This is a genomic window from Bradyrhizobium sp. Crot121 (genome assembly GCF_059512385.1).
In genome coordinates, this window is the sequence record NZ_JCAMOR010000035.1 from 38849 (window position 1) to 56436 (window position 17588).

The 17588-nt window shown below is 61.0% G+C and carries 16 protein-coding genes and 3 pseudogenes; 12 read left to right on the top strand and 7 right to left on the bottom strand.

The features are described from left to right. Positions 1-57: 57 nt before the first annotated feature. Positions 58-1349: pseudogene (locus tag AC5ZGW_RS26655) on the top strand (IS701 family transposase). A 1032-nt stretch (positions 1350-2381) separates the two neighbouring features. On the opposite strand, the gene hemC reads toward AC5ZGW_RS26655, so the two are convergent. From hemC to AC5ZGW_RS26675, 4 genes and pseudogenes are all read right to left on the bottom strand, one after another. Continuing rightward, positions 2382-3359, bottom strand: a complete 978-nt coding sequence (hemC, locus tag AC5ZGW_RS26660) for a hydroxymethylbilane synthase (RefSeq protein ID WP_130224838.1) — start codon at positions 3357-3359, stop codon at positions 2382-2384. Positions 3360-3556: 197 nt separating this feature from the next. Further along, positions 3557-4033 (bottom strand): redoxin domain-containing protein, encoded by a 477-nt coding sequence (locus AC5ZGW_RS26665; protein ID WP_028164538.1) that lies wholly within the window; start codon positions 4031-4033, stop codon positions 3557-3559. A gap of 265 nt (positions 4034-4298) precedes the next feature. Further along, on the bottom strand, positions 4299-4529 hold the full coding sequence (locus AC5ZGW_RS26670; protein WP_028164537.1) for an SDR family oxidoreductase: 231 nt from the start codon (positions 4527-4529) through the stop codon (positions 4299-4301). Between the two features lie 49 nt (positions 4530-4578). After that, positions 4579-4803: pseudogene (locus tag AC5ZGW_RS26675) on the bottom strand (SDR family NAD(P)-dependent oxidoreductase); the annotation flags it as partial. Positions 4804-5119: 316 nt separating this feature from the next. On the opposite strand from AC5ZGW_RS26675, the gene AC5ZGW_RS26680 reads away from it, so the two are divergent. Beyond that, positions 5120-5704, top strand: coding sequence for a Rid family hydrolase (locus tag AC5ZGW_RS26680; protein ID WP_349645059.1), 585 nt, complete (start codon positions 5120-5122; stop codon positions 5702-5704). A gap of 63 nt (positions 5705-5767) precedes the next feature. Here the strand turns inward: AC5ZGW_RS26680 and AC5ZGW_RS26685 are convergent, their stop codons facing one another. Beyond that, complete coding sequence (locus tag AC5ZGW_RS26685) at positions 5768-6013, bottom strand: hypothetical protein (RefSeq protein ID WP_207230980.1); 246 nt, start codon at positions 6011-6013, stop codon at positions 5768-5770. Between the two features lie 1202 nt (positions 6014-7215). Between AC5ZGW_RS26685 and AC5ZGW_RS26690 the strand changes: the two are divergent. The 10 genes and pseudogenes from AC5ZGW_RS26690 to ccoS all read left to right on the top strand — a co-directional run. Next, positions 7216-7320, top strand: a pseudogene (locus AC5ZGW_RS26690) (peptide-methionine (R)-S-oxide reductase); the annotation flags it as partial. Positions 7321-7522: 202 nt separating this feature from the next. Continuing rightward, positions 7523-7888, top strand: coding sequence for a c-type cytochrome (locus AC5ZGW_RS26695; RefSeq protein ID WP_028164535.1), 366 nt, complete (start codon positions 7523-7525; stop codon positions 7886-7888). Between the two features lie 165 nt (positions 7889-8053). Beyond that, the gene (gene ccoN, locus AC5ZGW_RS26700; protein WP_130224831.1) at positions 8054-9709 is read left to right on the top strand and encodes a cytochrome-c oxidase, cbb3-type subunit I; all 1656 of its coding nucleotides are present in this window, start codon (positions 8054-8056) and stop codon (positions 9707-9709) included. Between the two features lie 3 nt (positions 9710-9712). Next, positions 9713-10444 carry a cytochrome-c oxidase, cbb3-type subunit II gene (gene ccoO, locus AC5ZGW_RS26705; RefSeq protein ID WP_130224829.1) on the top strand — a complete coding sequence of 244 codons (732 nt, stop codon included), beginning with the start codon at positions 9713-9715 and terminating at the stop codon, positions 10442-10444. Between the two features lie 2 nt (positions 10445-10446). Next, positions 10447-10617, top strand: a complete 171-nt coding sequence (locus AC5ZGW_RS26710) for a CcoQ/FixQ family Cbb3-type cytochrome c oxidase assembly chaperone (protein WP_028164533.1) — start codon at positions 10447-10449, stop codon at positions 10615-10617. Next, positions 10608-11489, top strand: a complete 882-nt coding sequence (gene ccoP, locus AC5ZGW_RS26715; protein WP_130224827.1) for a cytochrome-c oxidase, cbb3-type subunit III — start codon at positions 10608-10610, stop codon at positions 11487-11489. Before AC5ZGW_RS26710 ends, ccoP begins: the two co-directional genes overlap by 10 nt. Further along, positions 11486-11731 (top strand): hypothetical protein, encoded by a 246-nt coding sequence (locus AC5ZGW_RS26720; RefSeq protein WP_130224825.1) that lies wholly within the window; start codon positions 11486-11488, stop codon positions 11729-11731. Before ccoP ends, AC5ZGW_RS26720 begins: the two co-directional genes overlap by 4 nt. A gap of 5 nt (positions 11732-11736) precedes the next feature. Further along, positions 11737-12534: a DUF2189 domain-containing protein gene (locus AC5ZGW_RS26725; protein WP_130224915.1), complete on the top strand. Its 798-nt coding sequence runs from the start codon at positions 11737-11739 to the stop codon at positions 12532-12534. A 48-nt stretch (positions 12535-12582) separates the two neighbouring features. Beyond that, positions 12583-14862: a heavy metal translocating P-type ATPase gene (locus tag AC5ZGW_RS26730; protein ID WP_130224823.1), complete on the top strand. Its 2280-nt coding sequence runs from the start codon at positions 12583-12585 to the stop codon at positions 14860-14862. Further along, complete coding sequence (gene ccoS / locus AC5ZGW_RS26735; RefSeq protein ID WP_035690432.1) at positions 14859-15053, top strand: cbb3-type cytochrome oxidase assembly protein CcoS; 195 nt, start codon at positions 14859-14861, stop codon at positions 15051-15053. The genes AC5ZGW_RS26730 and ccoS overlap by 4 nt, the downstream gene beginning before the upstream one ends. A gap of 174 nt (positions 15054-15227) precedes the next feature. Here ccoS and AC5ZGW_RS26740 read toward each other — a convergent pair whose 3' ends face one another. Next, the gene (locus AC5ZGW_RS26740; RefSeq protein ID WP_245474615.1) at positions 15228-15455 is read right to left on the bottom strand and encodes an integrase core domain-containing protein; all 228 of its coding nucleotides are present in this window, start codon (positions 15453-15455) and stop codon (positions 15228-15230) included. A gap of 339 nt (positions 15456-15794) precedes the next feature. Then, entirely contained in the window at positions 15795-16835 is a 1041-nt protein-coding gene (locus AC5ZGW_RS26745) for a LysR family transcriptional regulator (RefSeq protein WP_207230979.1), read from the bottom strand. Between the last annotated feature and the right edge of the window lie 753 nt (positions 16836-17588).

Here is a 17588-nt window from a genome sequence, read left to right on the forward strand (position 1 = left end):
TTGAGGCTGAGAATCAAGTAATTGAGGAGATTCAATATTTGGCGCGCGAAGGGCCAGATGAATCTCGATCAGGGTGGAGATAGCGAAACGCGGTTTGGGGAGTATGTAGCCGGTCTTGGAAGCGTGATCGGCCACGTGGAGCGGACGAGACCGCTGCGCGACTATTGCACGGGCCTGATGCTGCCTGGGGAACGCAAGAGCGTTGAGCCGATGGCGGCGCGGACGGCTCCAGCGCGGACGGCGGCACAGCACCAGTCGTTGCTGCATTTTGTCGCCAACGCGGCTTGGTCGGACGAGGGCGTGCTGGCCAAGGTGCGCGAGATGGTGCTGCCGGCGACCGAGAAGAGCGGAACGATCGAGGCCTGGATCATCGATGACACCTCGTTCCCCAAGCAAGGCAAGCATTCGGTCGGCGTGCACCACCAATATTGCGGGCAGCTCGGCAAGCAGGCCAATTGCCAGGTCGCGGTGTCGCGGTGTCGCTGTCGGTTGCCAATCTTGCCGCCAGCCTTCCGGTGGCCTATCGGCTGTACCTGCCGGAAGCCTGGACGAAGGATCGTGCCCGGCGGAAGAAGGCAGGCGTGCCGAAGCAGATCAAGTTCAGGACCAAGCCGCAGATCGCGCTGGAGCAAATCCGCTGGGCCTGCGAGAGCGGTCTGCCACGCGGCGTCGCGTTGATGGATGCGGCCTACGGCAGGGACGCGCGGCTGCGTGCAGGCATGACGGAGTTGGGCGTACCTTACGTGGTCGGCATCGTGCCGACCATCTTGATGTGGGCCCCTGGCAGTGGCCCACGGCGGATGGACAAGCCGATGAACAACACCGGCCGCCGCGACGAGCCCGAACTGGTCTCGGCCAAAAAAGTGGCACTCGGTTTACCGAAGCAGGCCTGGCGCACGGTGACGTGGCGGGAAGGCTCGGCCGACCAGCTATCCTCGCGCTTCGCGCGTGTGCGTGTCCGCGTCGGGTACAACAAACTGATCCCCGAGAAGCTGTCGCCTGAGTGGCTGTTGATCGAATGGCCGGAGGGCGAAGCAGAGCCAACCAAATACTGGCTCTCCACGCTGCCGGAGAACGTCAGCTTCACGCAGCTCGTCGATCTGGCCAAGCTGCGCTGGCGCATCGAGCGCGACTATCAGGAACTCAAGCAGGAGGTCGGGCTCGGTCACTACGAAGGGCGCGGCTGGCGTGGCTTCCATCATCACGCCACCCTGTGCATCGCGGCGTACGGCTTTCTCATCGCCGAACAGGCGACGATTCACCCCTCAGGACCTCGTTCTGCCGCGCCAATCCAGGTCTCTCCCTTACCCGACAATTATCGACCCAGAGGATCTGCCCTTGCGGCCTGAACGCCACGTCCCGAACTCGATCGCAACCATGCGCGTGCGGCTGAGCCGGGCCCTCAGCAAAACGGTCATACGATGCCCTTGTTGCGGCGCCGTCGCAGCATCATGCACGCCCAGAAAAATCATAACGCAGTAAGATTAGTTCGAGCTACTGCCGCGAGGCGTTTTTCGTCTGAATCCGCCGAGAGTCCCGGCAGAATCACTCGGTCTCATGTCGCGCCGCCCTTCAAGGAACGGTAGTTCCTTGGGACGGCTTAACCCCACAAGCCCGCTATTAGTCTTCGATGGTGCAGCCTATGCTACCTTCTAGGCCGCGTGTGCGGTCTGCAATCTCGTCCAGCGCCGCCCGCAATGGGCCCCGCTTCTTGCCGCGGTCGGATGCGGAGAAGCCCTCCCATGCCGCGTGGCCTCGCAAATGGGGCGCGAGGGTCTCGAGGTGCGCTCCATTGCCGTTGCCGAGCGCCCGGCCAGGTCGGATGTTCGAGCAAGACCAACAATGCGGGATGGCTTTGCGACTCGCTTTCCAGTTCGTTGCGCTCGAATATGAGACTTTGACGTGCTGCCCCCGAAAAGCCGCTCGCGTCAGGCGGGGATTGGCTGCGACGCAGATTTCACCGTTCCTGTGGTTGAGGCTAACGGAAATCACGTTGCTCGTAGAAGGTTGAGACTCTCTTTCGCTCCTGCCAGCGTCGCGCCACTCTGCGGATCTTTATACCCGGCATCGATCAGCAGGCCTCGAAATGGTACGATTGCTTAACAGCGGAACGCGAACAGATCTGCGGATGAAATGGCAAGGATGACTTCATCGATGTCGAGTCTCCTCGAAGCATCTATCTGCTCTCTTACGTCCTTCGGGCAACCTGAGAAGGCAAAGCGCCAAACCAATTCGTTGGGAATTAGCCAAGCAAGTTCCGTCACAAGCTGCGGTTGGCGCTCGTCGTTGTCCGGCCGTAATTGCGAGCGAAGCGAAGCAATCCCGAGCCTCACCTGTGACTCCGGATTGCTTCGTGGCTTCGTTCCCGCAATGGCGCTCCATCACACCGGCCGGCCGCGCTCGATAATCTCGGCAGCACCTCTGGCGAGCAGCTCCATTCCCACTGCGCGGCCGAGTTCGCGCGGGCGGCTTGCTCGACCAACACGCGAGGCCTCGATGATCCGACCGCCCGCATGATCGAGCACGGATGCGGCGAGCTGCATCTCCGCGCCCGTGACTTCCGCAAATCCCGCGATCGGCGAGTTACAATGGCCATTGAGCACCCACAGCACCTCGCGCTCGGCGTCGGCGCACGCGTGGGTCGTCGCGTCGTCGATCGCTGACAGGATACGGCGCGTCTCGAAATCGCGCGCGGCGCATTCGACTGCGATTATCCCCTGCCCCACTGCCGGCAGCATCTCGGCAATCGAAAATTCGTACGCTATCCGGCTCGTAAGCCTGACGCGCTCAACGCCTGAGCGCGCCATGATCAACGCATCCGCAGGCCCCACCTCACCGCCATCTGGCAGCTTCTGCTTTGCGCCCTGGTCAAGCTTGCGCACGCGGCTGTCGGCGGCGCCGCGGAAATGGATGACCTCGATCTCCGGAAACAGCCGCCGCACATAGGCCGCGCGGCGGACGGAGTTGGTGCCGATCTCGAATCCCTTGCCACGCGTGCGTTTGAGCTCGTCGACCGAGGTGCCCGGCCGCAGCACCAGGACGTCGCCGGGCGGATCGCGCGAGAGCGTCGCGCCGATCACAAGCCCGGGCGTGTCCTCATTGCCCGGCACGTCCTTAAGCGAATGCATCGCGGCGTGGAGCCTTCCGCTAAGCACCGCCTCGCGAATCTGCGCCACGAAGGCCCCACCTTTGCCGCCATGCGGCAAGAGCTTGCCAACCTGGTCGATATCGCCCGTGGTCTCGAACTTGACGATTTCGACCTCGGTGCCGACGGCTTTCAGGCGTCGTGCGATCTCCTCAGTCTGGGTGATCGCCATTGCGCTTTTGCGCGTGCCGAGCCGCAATCGATCCGATAGCATACGTATCCCATTCAAGGCCCGCGGGCCTCACTCCCGCAGGGCGCGGCGATCGCAGGCGGCCAGCACCGTGCCCCGGTGCCGACCCGGCTTTCCCCCGCCGAACTCTCCCGGGCACGATTCCGCATCGATAACGCGGCTGCGCGGCTCTAGAATCGGCTGTGCCATTCATCGAGCTCCCGCTAATCGGCCGCTGCTCGTCAGTTCTTTGCCAAAGATTTGAGGTGGCGGACAAATCCGAGCACATCGTCGGGCATCAGACGGCCGATCGCGCGGGTCGAATACACGGCCGTCACCACCCGGCCTTCGGGATTGAGGACGAAGCCAGTTGCCTGGAGACAGACGGGATCGTCATTGACGAAGGCGCCGGTGACTGCGGAAACCGCTCGCGCGTTGGCGCCGTAAGCGACCGGGAAATTGAGCTTGTGCTTTTCGACGAGCATCTCCGACTTTTCCCGATCGTCTACCGATACAGAGACGACCTTGAGGCGTTCCCCAGCGAATTTGTCCGCCGCTCTCGCAAAAGCGGCAAGCTGAGCATTGCAGTACGGACACCAGGAACCGCGGTGGAATAGGACCACACCGAACCAACCGGCGAGATCGGCAGGCAAATGGATTTCGCCGCCACCGACGCGAGCAAAGGTAAGAGAGGGAAAGACATCGCCATTTTGCAGCATCACAATTGCACTCCATGTTTGAACTATTTGGCGCTCAAGGCGCCGAATGATCTTTTATCGCTTCCTCTAGCGCCGGCTTCAAACCGAGCAAGCGCTCATCGACCGCAACCGGGTTCTCGCGATTGAGCGCGATCATCCGAGCCGGGACCCGGCCGCTACGGATCACCTCGGACGCCGATTTCGATGCCTTCTGCGATGGCGTCGGCAACGGCGGAGGCCGGTTGGCGCGTAAAGCCAGGTTCGGGCCCGGCGGGGTTTGACTTCATCATTTGCATATCCGTCTCGCCGGGATAGAGAGGACATGGATGCCCTCCCTTTTCAACTCGCGCCGCGGCGGTTCGCCGAAATAGGCAAGCCGAGCCTTTAGCGTGGCATAGGTCTCGTAGAACGGCGCGCCGACCGGCGCGATACCGGAGGAAACATTCACCATCATGGCGTCGCCGCTGTTGCGGATCACTAGCGGTGCCGCCCGCGTCAGCAGGATCGGTGCGGTCACGTCGATTAGGGCCTGCAGCTCGGGCTCCGTCCGTGTTCTCCCGACGACCGACCCGCACCGCGCTGGCGTTGTTCACAAGGGCATCAAGGCCGGCGAGAGCGGCAAGAGCCTGTTCGAGCGTCGCGGCGCAGCCGTCGGCCGTCGCGACATCAGACGCTATGCCGTGCATCTCGGCGCTCCCGGTTTGCATCGGTCGAATGACTTTGGCGACGACTTCCCTGCGGCGTCCGCTGATCGCCACTTTCGCTCCCTTCGCCAACCACTGGGATCTCAACCCTCCTCACGTTCAGGACAACGTGGCTCTCACCGATTGATAGGTGCCGGACGGCCGCCCAATTCCACCAATACACCCGCAGTTGCCCGCAAGAACGGGAGTTACATCCAGGAACAAAGTAACTTCGCTGCCCCCCGAGAGCGGGACGACTTCAACTACGTCGTTGCTTTGCATCTCGAGTCTCCCGGCTTCTCAATCCGGCATCGCGTCTCGGTCGCCGCACTGGACGTTTCGGTACGACGATGCGTTGGAGAATGACTTTGCAACGCCGGCGAGGGAAATCACCTTTCGCCATAGAGTCGATAGACGATGGTTATTGCTGCTCGCCGTGCCGCGTGATCCGGTTGCGAGGAATGCCACGCTTGAGGGCGCGGCCCTTCAAAGCGCGCGCGAAAAGTACTTCGACTATATTGCTGGTGCTAGCCTTGACCGAAGCGAACCGATCGAAAGCGATGAGCAGGCCCGGGCCGAAATTGCCAGTGATCTTTCCGAAGCCCTGGACGATACCCTCCACAATCACACCGATAAGCTGAACAAGTTGAGAGAGCTCCATGTCTTTGGCCAGCTCAGCCACAACGAGAAGGGGAACCTGATCGCGCCTGGTTCTCTCGATGAATCCGGCAAGCCGGCCGAGTTCTCGATGATGGAACAGCAGATGCGTGCGATCTACGCCAATGCCGTCAAGCTTTTGGCGCGCTTCGGGGCAACGCTGGACAATGTCGTCGAGGAGACGCTCTATGTCCTCGATGTCGACGCCGCATTCGCCGCCGCGGGCAAGGCGCACAAGGAGGCCTACGGCGCGGCACGACCTCAGTGCGCCAGTAACCTGATCGGCGTGACGAGACTGGCCTTTCCTGAACAGCTCATCGAAATCACCTTCAAGGCTGCGCTGTCGGGGTAGAAGCGAAGCCGCGGTGATCTCCGCCACATCGGCGGAGCCAAAGTCGTTCCCCAAAGCCCTCTATCAATCGCGTAGCTTTTTGATCGACTTCACGCAGTGCGTCATGAATGCGTATATTCGTCCTGACTTGCGGATATCCGGATGGATCAGCAACCGCAGCTCATCGTTGAGCGCTAGCTCCACTGCCTCAACACGTATGACATCACCAAGCATGCGGCGCAGGTAACAGACGCCCAGACCCGCAACGATCGCGGCCGCGACGCCGACAAGCTGAACCCGTCCGGTAGGCGATGTTGTCGTGGTGTACACGTTCTTCAATGAATTTGGACGCTTCGAGGCCGGAGAGGGTCCCAGTGTAGGATACCCATTGGCAATCAAACAGCGCGCCAGTGCCGGGCCAGGAACGCAACAGAGTTGGAAAGGCAGACATAGGGCCGGGCTTCATGGTGCGGAAGATCACCTACTATAAGGATGCTCCGAATAAGGCGACCTATGAAGAATTTCGAAACCGGCGCTCGGCGGACTCCGCCTCTCTCCCGATGGCACGATCCCCCCACCCTCCATGGTAGAGGTCGACGCCGCGGCAAACGCTACCCCAGCCGTGCTACTCGAGTTGGGCGAACCCGATACTGTCGAAGCGCAGACTTCTGTCGATACTGCTTATGCGGACGCCATACCGCCTGCGAGATGGGCGGCGCCGAGCACGGACGCGGCACCCTGTCGCCGGAGCGGCTCCTATAGAGTTTAGGTCGAACGCGGATGACGGCGTTTCCGCCTCCCCTCCATCTCTGCCAAAGGCTGAGCCAAGGCCGACTGCGGAGGCTGAGGTGAGGTCGCTGCCGGATCAAACACGCGCTGATCGGCCTATTTTGAATCCGAAGGCGCCTAACGCGACGACGGAAGACGCGCTTAGGCCATTGCCCACCCTTGTCGGCGACCGACGCCGGAGGCGACAACTATGCTAAAGCACACGACAAACCCACTGCGGTTTCAATCGCGGCCCGGCAACAAGCGCGCGTCAATCGCAGCCCTCCTCGCTTCGATTGATCAGGAGGTGGAAGCTGGTGCCGGGTCCTGAGCGCCGACGGCAGGCGCCCGGCGAGACAACGGGAGCTTCTGTCGCCGCGATCGAGGCGTTGTAGGGATCGATGCGACGCCTCCCCGCGAGATTTTCGCCAACAGCTCCGTCAGCGGCCCGCGCGCCGCGCCGCGTGCTGCTGTAGGGAGGACTGCCACCAGCCCCCGCTCCTCGAAATCGACGTTTCTATTTACAGAGACCTCTAAGCCCGATCAGCGGGAAGCATATGTTTGTACTGCACCGTCTATTTTCCCGCACAACGTCGATGGCATCGATTCCATAGCCACAAGTCATTGGACCGTCGACTTTCGCCGTCCTATTTTTTGTTTGTTTGCGAGGAGATCGAAGGATGAACGCGTACAAAAACCTCGAGGCGGTATCGCCGCTAACGCTTAGTGCCGGATCACGCATCAAGACGGCAAGCAGGGACTCGTTTCGGAACGAGTACTGGGACAACAAAGAGCCGGAACTCTACGCCGAGGTGGTGTCGGGCGAGCCATTATTCGCGTGCGCCGACAAATTCGACAGCGGTACCGGTTGTCGGTCTAGACCGCAGTCCCGCCTGCGCTTTCCTTCACCGATTTCGAGGGAGGAATGTAGAGAACCTCTTTGTTGTCGGTGCATCCGTCCTTACCCGATAAGCCCTTAGAGGCATGCGCGCGCGTCGACTCGACGACGACCTCAACAGTTAGGTTGCGCGGCTGCGCCACCGCTGATCCCGATCTAAAAAGGATGTTCCAATGAAAGGCGGAGTGTTTATCGCGGTGCTCGTACTTACGGGAGTAACCACGAATCTCAGCTACGCACAGGACGCCGAGCACGGACAAACCATCTTCAAAGCTTGCGCAGCATGCCATGCGACGGATCATGCCAATCGCGTCGGGCCGGGCCTGGAAGGAATCATTGGCAGGAAGGCGGCCACGGCTCCTGGCTTCAGCTACAGTAGCGCGATGAAGCAGTCCGGCATTGTGTGGGATGCGAAGACCCTCGATGCGTATCTGGAATCGCCACAGAAGGTGGTTCCCGGAAATAGAATGGCCTACACAGGGCTGAAGAACCCGACGGACCGGACGGACCTCGTTACTTATCTTGCTACGTTGAAGTAGCGACTCGTTGAGCGAGGCGTCAGCAAGATGTCATCCATTTGGACGTTACGTCGCTACGCAGCTGCGGCCGACGCAGGCGACCGGACCCACCAGGCGATTTGACCTGACCTTTGAGTTTTCAATGCAGACCAAATCGGAATTCCGGTTTTGGAAGGCAGCAAGACAATGATCGGACAACTGACCAAGGCTGAACGTCAATACGCGCTATTGATCCTGCTCGCGCTCGCGCTGTGTGGATTGATATTTGGCATAGCAGGCAAGGACGATCCGCTCGGCATTCACGGCGCGCTCATCGGGGTCGCAGCGCTTGCCGGGATATTCAAAGTCATTTCGGTCTACTACGATCCTGAACCCGGCGACGAACGCCTCAACCGCTATTACGACGATCCGACGAGATTCGGCATTATTCTCGCGATGATATGGGCCGTGTTCGGCCTCTTTATAGGTGACTGGGTGGCGTGGCTCTTGGTGAAGCCCGACTTCACTTTTGATGCCGGTTGGGCCAGCTTCGGGCGGCTGCGTCCCGTTCACACCACCAGCGTGCTCTTCGGCTTCGGCGGCAACGCACTGATCGCCACATCCTACTACGTACTACAGCGGACCTCGCGCGCGCGCCTGCCCGATCAGCTCAGCCCGTGGTTCGTTCTGCTCGGCTACAATCTGTTCTGTGTGCTCGCCGTTACTGGCTACATGATGGGTATCACCCAGTCCAAGGAATACGCGGAGCCAGAATGGTACGCGGATATCTGGCTGCTGGTGGTGTGGGTCGTATACTTCGCCATCTATCTGCGCACGCTCGCACGACGCAAGGAACCGCACATCTATGTGGCCAATTGGTACTACATGGCCTTCATCCTGGTGATTGCGATCCTGCACATCGTCAACAACCTCGCCGTCCCCGTCTCGTTCGGCAGCGCCAAGAGCTACTCGCTGTTCTCCGGAGTGCAGGATGCCATGACCGAATGGTGGTACGGTCACAATGCCGTCGCTTTCTTCCTCACCGCCGGCTTCCTCGGCATGATGTACTACTTCGTGCCGGTACGCGCCAGACGGCCGATTTATTCCTACCGGATGTCGATCATCAGCTTTTGGGGCATCACCTTCTTTTACATGTGGGCGGGCTCGCATCACCTGCACTACACGGCGTTACCGCAATGGGTGCAGACGCTGGGCATGACGTTCTCGCTAATGCTGCTGATTCCGTCGTGGGCGTCCGCCGCTAACGCGCTGCTGACGCTGAACGGCGCATGGGACAAGGTGCGGGACGATGCGACGCTGCGCTTCATGATGGTGGCGGCGGTGTTCTATGGTATCACCACCTTCGAAGGATCATTCCTCGCCATCCGACCCGTCAACTCGCTTTCCCACTACACCGACTGGACCGTCGGCCACGTCCATGCCGGCGCGCTCGGATGGGTGGCCATGATCACGTTCGGATCGATCTATGCCATCGTGCCGTGGCTCTGGAAACGCGACCGCATGTATTCGCCGCGGCTCGTCGAGGTGCATTTCTGGCTCGCCCTTGCCGGCGCCGTTGTTTACGTCTTCGCCATGTGGAATTCCGGCATCATCCAGGGGCTGATGTGGCGGACCTACAATGAGAGCGGCACCCTCGCTTATACTTTCGTCGACTCGCTGATTGCGATGCATCCCTACTACATCGCGCGCGCCATCGGCGGTCTGCTGTTCCTGATCGGCGCGATCGTTGGCGCCTACAACATCTGGATGACGATCAGAACCGGCATTCGCAAGGTGCATGAATCTGCAACCGACATGCCATCGCCGGTGCTCGGCGGGACCGTCCTTCAACCGGGAGAGTAAGCCGTGTTCGGACTGCACTATCGGCTCGAACGCAAAGCCATCGGCCTCACTCTCGGCATCATCCTTGTGGCCAGCATCGGCGGCCTCGTAGAAATCGCGCCGCTCTTCACCATCCACCAGACGGTGGAAGACGCGCCCGACATGCGCGTCTACACGCCGCTCGAACTGGCGGGCCGCAACATCTACATCCGCGAAGGCTGCTACGCCTGTCATTCCCAGATGATCCGCACCCTGCGCGATGAGGTCGAACGCTACGGCCCCTACTCGCTCGCGGTTGAATCGAAATACGACCATCCGATGCTGTGGGGCTCGAAGCGCACGGGACCGGACCTCGCACGCATTGGCAGCAAATATTCCGACGAATGGCACGTCGCGCACCTCAACAACCCGCGCGATGTGCTTTCCGTTTCCGTCATGCCCGCCTATTCGTGGTTGCTGAAAACGACGCTGCGCACCGATGATCTCGGCGCGCACCTGAAGGCCCAGCGCGCCATCGGCGTGCCCTACACCGACGACATGATCGCGAATGCGAGCAAGGACGCCTACGGCCAGGCCGCGCCGGAATCACCCTACGCCGATGGCGTCACCCAACGCTACGGCAAGGCCACCAACGTCCGCGCGTTCGACGGCAGGCCTGGCGAACTCACCGAGATGGACGCCCTGGTCGCCTATCTCCAGGTGCTCGGCCACCTGACCGACGCGGCGCACAAATCCGTCGCAAAAGCTGCGAGGTGATCATGGATCTCGGACACGGTACGCTGGTGTGGTTCTCGAAGTCATTCGGCTTGTTCTATCTGATCGCACTCTCGATCATCACCGTCGTCTACGCCTATTGGCCGTCGAACAAAAAGGCGTTCGATCGCGCCGCGAAGTCGGTCCTGCACAACGAGGATGGACCATGGCGGTAGAAGAACGCGACTACTACACCGGTTATCTCACGACCGGGCACGAGTGGAACGGCATCAAGGAATTGAACACACCCGTTCCGCGCGCGGTGTACTTTTTCCTGTTGATTGCTTTTGTCTTTTCGGTCGGCTGCTGGGTGTTGATGCCCGCGTGGCCACTCGGCGTCAGCTACACCAAAGGACTGCTCGGCCTCGACCAACGCAACATCGTACAGGACTCGCTGAAGCGAGCCGCCTTCGGCCGCAGCGCATGGACTAAGCAGATCGAGGCCAAAAGCTTTCAGGAGATTCAAGCCGATCCTGCGCTGATGAACATCGTGCGTCAGACCGGCCGCACCGTGTTCGGCGACAATTGCGCCGCGTGCCATGGGCTCAACGCGCAGGGTGGCCACGGCTTCCCGAACCTGACCACCACCTCATGGCTGTGGGGCGGCGATCCGGACGCCATTGCCGAGACCATCCGCGTCGGCATCAACTCGCCGCATCCTGACAGCCGCACCTCGCAGATGCCGGCTTTCGGCCATGATCAGATTCTCCAGCCAGCTGATATCGACAAGGTGGTGGCCTTCGTGCGCTCGCTCTCCGATCCATCCACCGCGAAGACCGCAAAGCCCGGCGATGTGGACGCTGGCAAGGAGATATTCGCTGCCAATTGCGCCGCATGTCATGGCGAGGATGCTAAGGGCAACAGCGACGTGGGCGCACCGAACCTGACCGATAAGTTCTGGATCTACGGCGGCGACGTGCAGACGATCACGAACACGCTGTGGAATGGACGGCAGGGCCACATGCCGTCATGGGAGGGCCGCCTGACACCGCTCGATCGCAAGATCCTGGCGCTCTACCTTTTCGATGAGAGGATGCCCGCCCCATGAGCAGCGCGGCGGCATCCCATGGTGGGTGGAAGGCGAAGTCCATCGTCTGGCTGTCGATCGGCATCGGACTGATCGTGTTTGCCGCCGCCAATGCGCATCTGCTTTACGTGGCTGTATCCTCACAGCCGGACTGCGTCGCTCATCTCTCGCACGGCGAAGGCAACGGCACCAAGAGCTTCAGCGCGGCGACCTCGTCGTGTTCATCTAAACCCTCCATGACAACCAAAGCGCAGGTGGAATGATCGACATGACCATGATCCCGACCGTCTTGCCTCCGCTTCCCACAAAAAACCGCTGGCATCGCTTACTTGTTCCCGCCGATGCCTTCACATGGCTTACGAAAGGCTGGCACGACCTGACCGTGCAGCCGATGACGAGCCTGAGCTACGGCCTGATGATCTTTCTCGCGTCCGTTGCGATTGTCGACGGCCTGTTTCGCCTAGAGTGGGATTACATCCTATTTCCTGCGTTCGCCGGCTTTATGGTGGTGGGCCCGATCCTCGCAATCGGCCTGTATGAAAAAAGCCGCCGCCTCGCCGCCGGCCTGCCCGTCAATCTCGCGAACATGATCTTCGTCAGGCCGCGATGCGGCGGACAGATCCTGTTCGTGGGCGTCCTGTTGTGCCTTTTGATGATCACATGGATGCGCGCGGCGGTGATCATCTACGCGTTGTTTTTCGGCCTGGTGCCGTTTACCGGCCTCGAGTATATCGCACCGATGCTATTCACCACGCCGGTCGGCTGGGCGATGCTCATTGTCGGAAGCGCCGTCGGCGGACTGTTCGCGGCCTTCTCGTTTGCCATCAGCGCGTTTTCAATTCCCATGATGTTCGACAAGTGCGTTGACGCCCTCACCGCCATGGGCTCGAGTATGGCGCTGGTCTGGAACAACCTGACCGTGATGCTGACCTGGGGTGCCATTGCGCTTGCACTGTTCCTGCTCTCCCTTGCCACTGGAATGCTGGGCCTGATCATCGTGTTTCCCCTGCTCGGGCACGGCACCTGGCACGCCTATAGCGCGATGGCGGTCGAAGCCGCAATATAACGACACGCCGCCGGCGGAATGCCGGCGAAGTGCAGAAACGGAGTGCCGATGAGTTGTTGTGCGCCCAGCGCTGAACTCGCTCTCGCGATGGCCGATCCCCACACCGCGAATGAGGAAGTGTTGCTCGCGAGCCGTATCATCGGCGACGGCGTCCGCCAGACTGACCTCTCGGTGCCGGGCATTCACTGCGGCGGCTGCATCCAGAAGGTCGAAGTGGCCCTCGGCGCGCTTCCCGGCGTGGAAAAAGCGCGGGTCAATCTCTCCTCCAAGCGGGTCGCAATTCGCTGGCAGGCGGACAAACCGCCCGCACCGTTCATCGAGACACTCAACAAAATCGGTTACGAAGCATACCTTCACGATGCGGGCACGGACAAGACCGAGGAGACACTGAAAGAATTGATCCGCGCGCTTGCGGTGGCAGGTTTCGCCGCCAGCAACATCATGCTGCTGTCAGTGTCGGTATGGTCCGGCGCGGACGCCCCGATCCGCGACATGTTTCATTGGATCTCCGCGCTGATCGCTTTCCCCGCGCTGATCTATTCGGGCCGCGTATTCTTTTCTTCCGCTTGGCGCGCGTTGCGCCATGGCCAGACCAATATGGACGTTCCGATTTCCATCGGCGTGCTGCTTGCCTTGGGCATGAGCCTCTACGAAACGTTCCATCATGAAGCGCACGCCTATTTCGACGCCGCAATATCACTGTTGTTCTTTCTCCTGATCGGCCGCACGCTCGATCACATGATGCGCGAGCGCGCACGGACCGCTGTCCGAGGCTTGGCCCGCCTGTCCTCGCGCGGCGCGCTCGTGGTGCAGGACGACGGCACCCACGCCTATCTGCCGGTGAACGAGATCCGGCCGAATATGCACATCCTGCTGGCGGCGGGCGAGCGCGTGCCGGTCGATGCCCGCGTCGAAACAGGACAATCGGAGATCGACTGCTCGCTGGTCTCCGGCGAGAGCCTGCCGCAGCCGGTTGCACCGGGCGCGGCGCTGTCCGCGGGTACGCTGAACCTGACCGGCCCGCTCACCATCGTCGCGACGGCTGCCGCGAAAGATTCATTTCTCGCCGAAATGGTACGAATGATGGAAGCGGCCGAAGCCGGGCGCTCGGTCTACCGGCGCGTTGCGGACAGCGCCTCGCGGCTTTATGCGCCGGTCGTGCATGTCACCGCACTCCTGACATTCATCGGCTGGATGATCGTGGAAGGCGACCTGCATCGCGCGGCAACCATCGCCATCGCGGTGCTGATCATCACCTGCCCCTGCGCGCTCGGCCTTGCCGTGCCCATGGTGCAGGTCGTTGCCGCGCGGCATTTGTTCGAGAGCGGCGTCATAGTCAAGGACGGCGGCGCGTTGGAGCGCATCGCCAAAGTCGACACCGTAATCTTTGACAAGACTGGAACGCTGACCATGGATCGGCTCCGGCTCATGAATCGCAATGACATCGATCTCGCGGCGCTGGCGATCGCCGCTTCGATCGCGGCCCATTCACGTCATCCCTACTCGCGCGCGCTGGTCGCCGCGGGACGCGACAATGCCGTCACGCCTGTGGCGCTGAACGATCTTTCAGAGCAGCCGGGCGCTGGAATGCAGGCCACCATCGGCACGACGACCTACAGGCTGGGCCGGGCGGACTGGGCGCTGACGGCGGCAGCCGAACAGTCGGCCACCACCGGCGTTGTCCTCTCCGAGAACGGGCGGCTGCGCGCGACCTTCCGTTTCGATAGCGATCTTCGCCCGGACGTCCGCGAGGCCGTGCTTGCCATGTCCAATCAAGCATGCCGCGTCGAGATCATGTCTGGCGACCGAGACGAACCGGTACGCCATCTTGCATCGGACCTCGGACTTGCCTACCGCGCCGGCGTCTCGCCCGCGGACAAAGCGAAACACATCGCTGATCTGACGGAGGCAGGACACCGCGTGCTGATGGTCGGCGACGGTCTCAACGACGCGCCTGCCCTCGCCGCCGCCCATGCATCCATGGCTCCGGCCACCGCCGCCGATGTCGGACGCAATGCCGCCGACCTCGTCTTCCTGCACGACAGTCTTCTCGCCGTGGCGCAGGCCATTGCGGTTGCGCGCAATGCGCGGCAGCTCGTGCGCCAGAATCTCATCCTCGCCATCGGCTACAATGCCATTGCAGTGCCCATCGCGATCCTCGGCCATGTGACACCGCTGGTGGCGGCGGTGGCGATGTCGACCTCGTCACTGCTCGTGATCGCCAATGCCCTGCGACTGCAGGGCTGGCGCTCGCGCAAAGAGCCGCGCGGGCGCGCGCCCGCTGGCGATATCTCCGGCCGGGCACTTGCGATGGAGAAAGCCCGATGACAGATTACTTCTTCCTGATTCCCGTTGCGCTCGCGCTCGGCGCCATAGCGCTCGGCGCGTTCATGTGGTCGCTGCGAAGCGGCCAATATGACGATCTTGCGGGCGCCGCCGAACGAATCCTGTTCGAAAGTCGCGATGGGCCTGACAACACAGCGAGGGCGCACGGGGACAAGCCGAGTCACCGCAACTAGTTGTTCAGTCCCGATGTGAGGTGGATTGGATCGTATCTGAATCGCCCGGGATTGTCGGTCCAAGCTTTGCTGTTCGCTCATAGGGTGTGGTGTGAAGCCTTGTAAGTCTTCAATCGGTTGGCGAAGTTGTAGGAAACGAGGAATGCCGCGAGGTGATCGCGGAGCTGGATCCTCTTAGTGATAGCGTCGGACGGTCGCCTCCTTGAGGGTGCGGTTCATTCGCTCGACCTGACCATTGCTCCAGGGAGAATTAGGCTGGCTCAGCCGATGTTCAATGCCATGGCTCCGGCAGGCGCGATCAAAGGGATGGCCACGCCATCTGGCGGTAGGTCCCTCGCCGGTTTCTGGGCAGTAGATCGGCGAACTGAATGACGTCGTCGGTGAGCGCAGTGTGGATCTCATACGGCACCGCGTGAATATACCTAGTTCGGCCGCAACCACTACTCGGTCGGCCGCAACTGGATATTTGTTCAGCGTCTTCAATCGAAGGCAACGAAGATCGAACCGATCAAGAGCCAGATCAGGTGAGCACGGAAGGGCCCTTCACCCGCAGGCTGGATGTCTACGCGAGATGGCATTGCCCCGCTGTGCCGAAGCCGAGCTGATATGGGCCTGAGGCTTTTGGACGTGGCAGGCGACCCGCCAGCGCCCTACAGCACCCCGATGATGTAAGGCTACGCGTGGCGACTGCAACAGCGTCATGGCCGGGCTTGTTCCCACCATCCACGACTTCGCGTCACTTCAGCAACGGCGGCTGGATGCCCGCGACAAGCTCGGGCATGAGGAGGCGGGACCGGAGCCTGTGATTTGGACCAAGGCGCCCGCACCTTGTGCTTCAGCCTTGCCAACATTGTCTCTGTTTGAGGCAGGGGCAGATACGCGGCGGAGTTTGTCCAGCGCACTCGTCCAGTCGCGAACGCGAGCGACCTTGATAAAGGCGTCAAGCGCCGGCGAATACTGCCTCCCCGCCACGGCCAAAAGCTGCACCTCGCGCCGGACAGGGTCGCCTTCAATTGGAATAGCGGCGAGCGACGGCAGCCTGGGAGCGTGCTCTGGCGCCAGGATGGCTCCAAAACCAGCGGATGCCATTTGCTGAAGATGCCTTTCCTGGGCGCTCCTGTGCACAACTTTAGGGCCTGGATGGTCGACAAAACAAGCCTGCTTGAATCGGCCTGCGACGTCGCATCCGACCCTTTCGAGAAATACCGCCTCATGCAAGTCTTGGAGCGGGATAACGGTTTGCCTCGCCATCGGATGTTTCCGCGACAGGACGAGCACGTATCGTTCCTCGAACAGTGGCCAGCGATCGATACGCTCAGGTAGCTCCACGGCGTCACCGACGAGCGCGGCATTGATCTCGCCATCCAAAAGCATCGCAACGAGCCCGTTGGCATCCGCCTCCCGCAGATCGAGTCGAAGGTCAGGGATGATCCTGGCGAGCTCCAACAGCAATTCCGTGATGAGTGCGGCGGAGACCGACGGCACCAGCCCGATCTTAAGCGGAGCTATTGTCTTCTTTTGATAGCCTCGCGCCTGAAGCCGCACCGCCTCCGCGGCCGCAAATATTTTTTCCAGCGTGGGCAAAATCATCTTGCCCAGCTCGGTCAGCTGGGTGAGGTGACGTTCACGGTGAATCAACGTGCCACCGAGTTCTTCCTCCAGCTTTTGTATGGCCTTTGTCAGCGCCGGCTGCGTCACATTGCATTGCTTCGCAGCCTGCGTAAAATTGAGCGTCTTTGCTAGGGCTAAGAAATATCGCACCTGATAAAGCTGCAGCCGCATACTCATACTCGAAAGTTTTGCTGTGGTTCGGACTCTTTCCAGGTTCGTTGCCATTGTAGGCAGGGCGATGGTCAAGCGGTTTGTCGCGGAGCTTCCGCGGAAACAGATATTGCCTGCCGGCTCGGAATTGTCGACCCGCGCCTTGCGAAAATGTTTCTGATCTTGCGGTAAAGTGTTCTGACCGATGTTGATTCCTTTTAACGTCGCGGTTGCGTAGAAAATCGTAGCCGCGAGACCCGCGATAATTATCGTCGTGTCCCCAAGACTAGGACAAGCTCAATCCGAGGGTCCGAAACACATGTCCGATCGTCCAAATCATGCGTTGCCACGCTTGGTGTCCTTGACGGTCACCTCGGCGCCATTAGGCGATGCAGTTGACGCTGGGAATATGGCGCGCATTCTTGTTCTCTGTGACGCTGCTGTGCCTGATGTTGTTGCGCGGACTAGAGATAGAGCGGCGGCTCGATCGCGGCGTTAAGCGCAGTTCTTGTTACGGCGTTCTCATTCTTGCATAGTTTGTTGAGTGAGTATTTCATGGGGCTTGCATCCGTAGCGTGTCCCACGCCTCAGTGATCTGGACCACCGGGTCGCAGCTTGTTCACGGCTGGCTCACTCGCCGTGATCCGCCATGTCAAGGTGCATGGCACGCGGCATCGGCCTTGGCTCGCTAGACTGTTGGCCCGGCGACCCACCAAGGTCGTTGCCATCGCGCTCGTCAACAAACTCGCCAGAACCGCTTGGGCTATGATGGCC

Coding starts and splice junctions, on each gene's coding strand:
- hemC (WP_130224838.1), bottom strand. CDS start 3,359: ATGCTATCGGATCGATTGCGGCTCGGCACGCGCAAAAGCGCAATGGCG.
- AC5ZGW_RS26665 (WP_028164538.1), bottom strand. CDS start 4,033: ATGCTGCAAAATGGCGATGTCTTTCCCTCTCTTACCTTTGCTCGCGTC.
- AC5ZGW_RS26695 (WP_028164535.1), top strand. CDS start 7,523: ATGAAAGGCGGAGTGTTTATCGCGGTGCTCGTACTTACGGGAGTAACC.
- ccoN (WP_130224831.1), top strand. CDS start 8,054: ATGATCGGACAACTGACCAAGGCTGAACGTCAATACGCGCTATTGATC.
- AC5ZGW_RS26710 (WP_028164533.1), top strand. CDS start 10,447: ATGGATCTCGGACACGGTACGCTGGTGTGGTTCTCGAAGTCATTCGGC.
- ccoP (WP_130224827.1), top strand. CDS start 10,608: ATGGCGGTAGAAGAACGCGACTACTACACCGGTTATCTCACGACCGGG.
- AC5ZGW_RS26720 (WP_130224825.1), top strand. CDS start 11,486: ATGAGCAGCGCGGCGGCATCCCATGGTGGGTGGAAGGCGAAGTCCATC.
- AC5ZGW_RS26725 (WP_130224915.1), top strand. CDS start 11,737: ATGACCATGATCCCGACCGTCTTGCCTCCGCTTCCCACAAAAAACCGC.
- AC5ZGW_RS26730 (WP_130224823.1), top strand. CDS start 12,583: ATGAGTTGTTGTGCGCCCAGCGCTGAACTCGCTCTCGCGATGGCCGAT.
- ccoS (WP_035690432.1), top strand. CDS start 14,859: ATGACAGATTACTTCTTCCTGATTCCCGTTGCGCTCGCGCTCGGCGCC.
- AC5ZGW_RS26740 (WP_245474615.1), bottom strand. CDS start 15,455: ATGAGATCCACACTGCGCTCACCGACGACGTCATTCAGTTCGCCGATC.
- AC5ZGW_RS26745 (WP_207230979.1), bottom strand. CDS start 16,835: ATGCGGCTGCAGCTTTATCAGGTGCGATATTTCTTAGCCCTAGCAAAG.